Consider the following 6,346-nt stretch of genomic DNA (forward strand, 5'->3'; position numbering starts at 1 on the left):
TATAAAGTTGTTGAATTTCTCGCGTTTGAACGGTTCAAAAGAAACAATATGATACAAATCAAGTGATCCCATCATTGAATTGGGTATTATTCCATCAGTTGAATCCACCACAAGGAGAATGCTTATGTGTATTGCCTGGATTGCTTATCACTTTCACCCTGAATACCCCGTCGTTATAGCAGCAAACCGCGATGAGTTTTTTTTACGACCTACTGCAGCTGCCGCTTTTTGGCCAGATCAGCCAGGCATAGCCGGCGGCAGAGATCTTAAAGACCAAGGCACATGGTTTGCTTCTGATCAATACGGACGTTTCGGGCTTTTAACCAACCACAGGGACTTTTCTCTTCATAAAGATGCCGCGCAGTCCAGAGGCGTTCTGATCCCCCGCTTCCTCAACCGGTCGGATACCGCGCCAATCTATCTTAACAAAGTTCTGAAGGAGGCATCGGATTTCAATCCGTTTAACCTCATCCTTCAAGACGGACATGGACTTTATCACTTTGACAATGTCCGCAAACAAATAACCGAGCTTTCACCTGGCCTGTATGGATTGTCCAACGCATTCCTGGACACGCCTTGGCCAAAACTGCTCCGTGGCAAAGCCATATTTGAAGAATTGCTCTCAAAGACCCCGGCTCAACTTGATCCAGAGGTGTTTTTGCCACTTCTTAAGGACAGTCAGATGGCAACAGATCAAGACTTACCCTCGACAGGCCTCGACCTGGATCTGGAACGAAAGCTGTCATCAATATTTATCGATGCCGGCACTTATGGCACACGCGCCCATACGATCTTCATGATCGACCGAAAAGGCTTCGTTACACTCTTTGAGCAAAGCTTGCTGCACGATGCTGCCGGCAATACCAACTGGCGTTCAACCACGCTCAAATATAAGCTAATTGCTTCAGAATGAAGATCATCACAAACATGGTCAGAACCGAAAAGGCTGAACCAAAGACAATTAATTGGGCAGCCAATTCTCCGTCTGCCTCCATTTGCTGTGCCATGGTGAAGGATGCGACAGCGGCCGGAGCACCGTAAAGCACCATCAGGGTGATTAGTTCAATACCACGGTAGCCTGCGGCTATGGAGATGGGAATAAAGACCATCGGCAAAACAATCAGTTTTCCTATTGTACCAATCAGCAGAGGACGAAGAGCACCTTTGACGGATCGAAAGGACATGGTTCCTCCAAGGAGGAACAGCGCAAGAGGTGTCGCCACGCGGGAAAAATCAAGGGCGGTTTTTTCCAGGGGATAGGGAAGGCGCAGACCCAAGACGAGGAGAAGAAGACCAAAGGCTGATCCAATAATATTAGGGTTCGTGATCACGCCTCGCGCAATTCGAGGCGCATCAACACGTCCACCTCTAAAAATTTCCAGAATGACAACGGAAATGGCATTATTAAGCGGGACTGTGATAGCAATAATCAACGCAGCGACACCGACCTGATTGGGCGGCGCCAAAGCCTGTGCCACAGGAATGCCAAACAGTACAAAGTTGCCGCGAAAAATGCCTTGTATGAGAACACCACGTCTGCGATTGTCCTTTTCCAGGATGGGGATCAGGATAAACAGCACGCCCAGAGCGGCTGCCAAGGTCCCTAGGGCATAGACCATCAACGGAATGTTGAGCACTGCTTTGAGGTCTGTACTATAAATATTGTAAAATAGCAGGGTAGGCAAAAACAATCTGAAACAGACGCCATTCATGACCGCCAAAGTACGGTCGTCTACAACTTTTAGCTGTTTCATGAGATAACCGGTGGCCATTGCCAGGAATAGGGGCATGACGACGTTTAATGACAAGATCAGGTTTTCCAAGTTGAAGCCCCTCCTTTTCAGTCATAACTTGATTGAAGATTCTGAAGCTAAAAAATCGAATCACCCACGACTGAAGTCACAGATGAGCGTGTTTATTTATTCAACAGAGCATCAGCCTTTTCCTTACCATTTTACCAGACCTTTGACATTATTCAATTCTTTCCATTTTATTAGTGATTTGTTTTCAACGCTTCAAATCACGCATAGAACAAGAGGAAAGCTTAACCCTGGTTAAAAAACCGTATGAGACTTTGCGCATACGGTTTTTTTATGTCTATTTCGTGTCTCTATTTTACGAGGGTCACTGTCCCCTCACGTCTTGGTGCGGCTTTTTTCTCAGGACCGCCATTATATCCAAGTGCCGCAGAGCCATAGCAGCGCTCATTCTCCGAAATCCCCCATTTTGTAAACAGGTTTCTGATTTCAGGAAAATCACTCATCCTCGTCAGCAGGTTGATCCAGCAAGAGGATACACCCAGGGAATGCGCCGCTACGAATATGTTTTCAAGCGCTGCAGCACAATCTGCCGCCGGAGAGGATATCGCCGGGTCTTTGGAACTTGTCACTATCACAAGTGTTGGCGCGTTATAGAAAAAATTGAAGTCAGGTATATCCTTATAATGCTTTGCTTGATTTTTTAACGGTTTCGGCACAGAATCATCCTCGGGCAGATTCAACAAGACCTGCTTTGCCGCTTCGTTTAGAGCTCTCAGTGCGTCTTTATTCTGAACCGCAGTGAAGCGCCACTCCTGAAGCCCCATCCCGTTAGGCGCGAATTTGGCGGCTTCCAGGATGGTCAGGAGTTCTTCTTCCGGAACCTGATCCTCTTTATAGATCTTAATGCTCCTACGGGTCAGAATGGATTGGATGGTTTCATTGGTCAGCACAAGATTTTCCCCTTTCGAATTGCATTTCAAATTGTCTTGACTCTATTATAACTTCTTAGAATGTCACATGACAATGTCGTCATTAAAATTGAGGAAGAAACCTTGATTGAAAATAAAAAAATGCTGGACTCTCACTTAAGAGAATCCAGCATTTTCAATGCTTTCGTGGTGCGCCCGGAGGGACTCGAACCCCCGACCAACTGGTTCGAAGCCAGCGACTCTATCCGACTGAGCTACGGACGCATGGAGGTTAATTTGTTATTTGTTGCTTGAGCCGATATAAAGAATGGTGACCCATCCGCGGCTCGAACGCGGGACACCTTGATTAAAAGTCAAGTGCTCTACCGACTGAGCTAATGGGTCACATTGGCTGGGGATGCAGGACTCGAACCTGCGAATGACGGAGTCAAAGTCCGTTGCCTTACCGACTTGGCGAATCCCCAAAGTTTAAATGGGGCGGCTGATGGGAGTCGAACCCACGTATACAGGAGCCACAATCCTGTGTCTTAACCACTTGACGACAGCCGCCATGAAGGATGTAAATAGTGGAGCGGGTGAAGGGTATCGAACCCTCGCAACCGGCTTGGAAGGCCGGGGCTCTACCACTGAGCTACACCCGCGTTATAAATGGTCGGGGCGGCAGGATTTGAACCCGCGACCCTCTGATCCCAAATCAGATGCGCTACCAAGCTGCGCTACACCCCGAACTGACAAATACGATTATACCTCAAAGATTCGGGGGGCGTCAACCTTTTTTCTGGTTTTTTTATCGAACTTCTTTTACCAGTCACAAAATCGCCACAAAAGCCCCTAAACATCACATTCTCAATGTCATTCCACCATGCTGACGGGCAGCTTCCAACTTAAAAATATACAAGCCGGCACGTAAAATTACCCTTCTCAACATCAATTATACCATAGCCCGGCTTACCACCACGGGGTCTGGCAGGGCTGCCCGGATTCAAAAAAGTGATGCCGTCATGGCTCAGATTTAATGCAGTATGGGTGTGACCAAACAGAACCAGTTCCGCCTGAGCTTCCTGCGCACGGTAAAAGAGCTTATTCAGGGTATATTTCACGTCATAGCGGTGTCCATGAGTCAGAAGAATTCTGACGCCCTCATAAATAAGAATTCGCTCTTCCATCCGGTCGTCCGACATCAAACGGGCCTGATGTAAGTCCGGCACATTGCCAGTAACTGCAACAGCTTCGATAGGCATTGATTTCACAATTTCAAGATCAGAGGCAAAGTCTCCGCAATGAATGATAATTGACGCATCCCGGTTGGCTTCTACAGCCTTTTGGATCCAGCTTTTCTCACCGTGGGTGTCGCTGATCACTATCAGTTTCAAAGCACAATCACCCTTTCCTCAGTCTTCATGCTTTACCGCAAAATCCTGATCTTCTGCCAAAAGGCTTCTGAGCTTTAATATTGCTCTGCCTCTGTGGCTGATGGCATTTTTCTCATCACCGCTGAGTTCCGCAAAAGTCTTATCCAGGGACTCTACATAAAACAGCGGATCGTAGCCAAAACCGCCGCTGCCGCGTTCCTCAGAAAGGATCTGCCCCTCGACTTCCCCACGTGCAGTCAAAATTTGATCTTCTTTGACAAACAAGGTAATAACCGTCACAAACTTTGCTGTTCTGCCGCTCTCAGGGACGCCTCTAAGCGATTCAATCAATTTGGCGTTGTTGGCCTTGTCGCTTTTGGGTTCTCCCGCATAACGGGCAGAATAGACGCCAGGCGCACCATTCAAATGATCCACCATTAGTCCGGAGTCATCCGCAATGGCCGGATAGCCGGTCAAACCAGCCACCACTTTCGCTTTTTGAAGCGAATTGGCCTCAAAGGTATCCCCATCTTCCGGAATATCCAGTCCTGCCAGACCCACATCACTGAGAGAAAGCAATTCGAAATCAAATTCAGAGAGCATAGCCTGCAGCTCTTTAAGCTTATGGCTGTTGGAAGACGCCAAAACCACCTTATTCATGGGCCGTCCGCCTTCCCAGCTCATCTGTCAACGCCTTCTGCTGCGCCTCGATCATACTTCTGATTCCTTTTTCAGCGAGCTGCAGGAGTCCATCCAGCTCCGCTCTGGAAAACGGCCTGGCTTCACCCGTCCCCTGAAGCTCAATAAATTCTCCCTTACCGTTCATGATCACATTCATATCCACATCCGCGGAGGAATCTTCAACATAACAGAGATCCAGCAACTGCGTGCTGCCGCAGACACCCACACTGATCGCCGCCACCCAGTCTGTCGTTGGCAGCTGAGACAGCAGACCTTTATCCATCAATTTCTCCATAGCCAGCACCATAGCCACATAAGCGCCAGTGATGGAGGCCGTTCTGGTGCCGCCATCCGCGGAAATGACGTCGCAGTCAATCCAGATGGTTCTCTCACCTAAAGCTTTTAAATCCACAACAGACCGTAAGCTTCGACCAATAAGCCTCTGAATTTCAGAGGATCTGCCATCGAGTCTGCCCTTTGTGATATCCCTTTGCTTCCTCTGTTGTGTCGATCCCGGCAGCATAGCGTATTCCGCCGTGACCCAGCCGCTGCCGGTGCCTTTCAGAAACGGTGGTACCTTCTCCTCCACCATAGCCGTACAAATGACCTTGGTCGCGCCCAGCTCAATCAGCACTGCGCCGTCCGGGTGCTGCAGAAAATGTGTTGTCAGCCTGACCGGCCTTGCCATATCGTGTGTTCTTCCATCCTGTCGGATCATAAAGTGCCTCCTGTATGATTCATTTCTTCTTCTCAATTTTAACACAAATCGCCGTCTGCGACCTATCGAGCTTCCCCTAGAAGCCCAACACCCTGTAAAGGGGATCCACGTCCGGTTTGCCGATGGTCACTATCTCCACATCCTCACCAATCATTCGACGCTGGGCAGGATCCGGCTCTATGACGCCAATGCGGCGCAGTGCAACACCTTGGCGAATTGCTTCAGCCTCGAGGATCTGAGCTTTATCCGGGGAGATCGTCATCAGCATACTGCCGCTGCCAATCATATTCAGAGGATTAAACCCAAAAAACTTCGCAAGCTTTTGAGTGATCCCCGCAACGACAATTTCCGAGCCCCATATGGTACAACCGGTTCCGGAGGCTTCACACACCTCCCAGATCGCGCCTAAAGTTCCGCCCTCTGTGACGTCATGCATGGCACTGACGCCTGCCATTCTGCCCATTCGACCTTCCTTCAGAACAGAGAGGGATTGCTGAAGCAACTCCAGTTCGTCTTGATCCTCTTGGCTCAGCAGCGCCTCAAGTTGATCCGCCTTTTCAGCCGCAATGATCACAGTGCCTTCCAGGGCTGCCGACTTGGACATGTAAATCCAGTCACCCGGCTTTGCCCCAGCCGTGGAGATCAATTCTTCGACCGGAACTCTTCCAAGCGCAGTCACCGAAAGCACCATGCGGGTGACGGCACTCGTCACCTCTGTGTGGCCGCCTATCACCGAAACCCCAATGTCTGCTGCGGCTTCCGCAATTTCCTCCATCATGGCTTCAATCTCTTCCAATGCAGCGTGGATTGGTGCCAGGACTGTTACTGTTAAGGCTACAGGTTCAGCACCACTTGACGCCAGATCATTGCAGGACACATGGACCGACAGTTTGCCAGAGCCTTTCG

Annotated in this window: 7 protein-coding genes and 6 tRNA genes; 1 reads left to right on the forward strand and 12 read right to left on the reverse strand. The window is 49.3% G+C overall.

What is annotated here, in order from left to right; translation table 11 throughout:
• Positions 1–124: 124 nt before the first annotated feature.
• Positions 125–913: an NRDE family protein gene (locus tag OEL90_RS10525; RefSeq protein WP_300688422.1), complete on the forward strand. Its 789-nt coding sequence runs from the start codon at positions 125–127 to the stop codon at positions 911–913.
• Here OEL90_RS10525 and OEL90_RS10530 read toward each other — a convergent pair.
• The 12 genes from OEL90_RS10530 to OEL90_RS10585 form a co-directional block, all read right to left on the reverse strand.
• Complete coding sequence (locus OEL90_RS10530) at positions 885–1,823, reverse strand: AEC family transporter (RefSeq protein ID WP_291401748.1); 939 nt, start codon at positions 1,821–1,823, stop codon at positions 885–887. The genes OEL90_RS10525 and OEL90_RS10530 overlap by 29 nt on opposite strands.
• Before the next feature lie 287 nt (positions 1,824–2,110).
• Positions 2,111–2,710: a nitroreductase family protein gene (locus OEL90_RS10535; RefSeq protein ID WP_300688425.1), complete on the reverse strand. Its 600-nt coding sequence runs from the start codon at positions 2,708–2,710 to the stop codon at positions 2,111–2,113.
• Between the two features lie 166 nt (positions 2,711–2,876).
• A tRNA-Arg gene (locus OEL90_RS10540) sits at positions 2,877–2,953 on the reverse strand.
• Positions 2,954–2,997: 44 nt separating this feature from the next.
• A tRNA-Lys gene (locus tag OEL90_RS10545) sits at positions 2,998–3,073 on the reverse strand.
• Positions 3,074–3,077: 4 nt separating this feature from the next.
• Positions 3,078–3,153, reverse strand: a tRNA-Gln gene (locus OEL90_RS10550).
• A gap of 9 nt (positions 3,154–3,162) precedes the next feature.
• A tRNA-His gene (locus OEL90_RS10555) sits at positions 3,163–3,238 on the reverse strand.
• A gap of 18 nt (positions 3,239–3,256) precedes the next feature.
• Positions 3,257–3,330: transfer RNA gene (locus OEL90_RS10560), tRNA-Gly, on the reverse strand.
• Between the two features lie 8 nt (positions 3,331–3,338).
• A tRNA-Pro gene (locus tag OEL90_RS10565) sits at positions 3,339–3,415 on the reverse strand.
• A gap of 158 nt (positions 3,416–3,573) precedes the next feature.
• Positions 3,574–4,062 carry a metallophosphoesterase gene (locus OEL90_RS10570; RefSeq protein ID WP_300688428.1) on the reverse strand — a complete coding sequence of 163 codons (489 nt, stop codon included), beginning with the start codon at positions 4,060–4,062 and terminating at the stop codon, positions 3,574–3,576.
• A gap of 18 nt (positions 4,063–4,080) precedes the next feature.
• Positions 4,081–4,701: an XTP/dITP diphosphatase gene (locus tag OEL90_RS10575; RefSeq protein ID WP_300688430.1), complete on the reverse strand. Its 621-nt coding sequence runs from the start codon at positions 4,699–4,701 to the stop codon at positions 4,081–4,083.
• Entirely contained in the window at positions 4,694–5,440 is a 747-nt protein-coding gene (rph, locus tag OEL90_RS10580) for a ribonuclease PH (protein WP_291401639.1), read from the reverse strand. Before rph ends, OEL90_RS10575 begins: the two co-directional genes overlap by 8 nt.
• Positions 5,441–5,516: 76 nt before the next feature.
• A partial coding sequence (locus OEL90_RS10585) for an AIR synthase-related protein (protein WP_300688434.1) occupies positions 5,517–6,346 on the reverse strand: 830 nt, incomplete at its 5' end.

Source organism: Acidaminobacter sp., assembly GCF_030247605.1.
GTDB lineage: Bacteria > Bacillota > Clostridia > Peptostreptococcales > Acidaminobacteraceae > Acidaminobacter.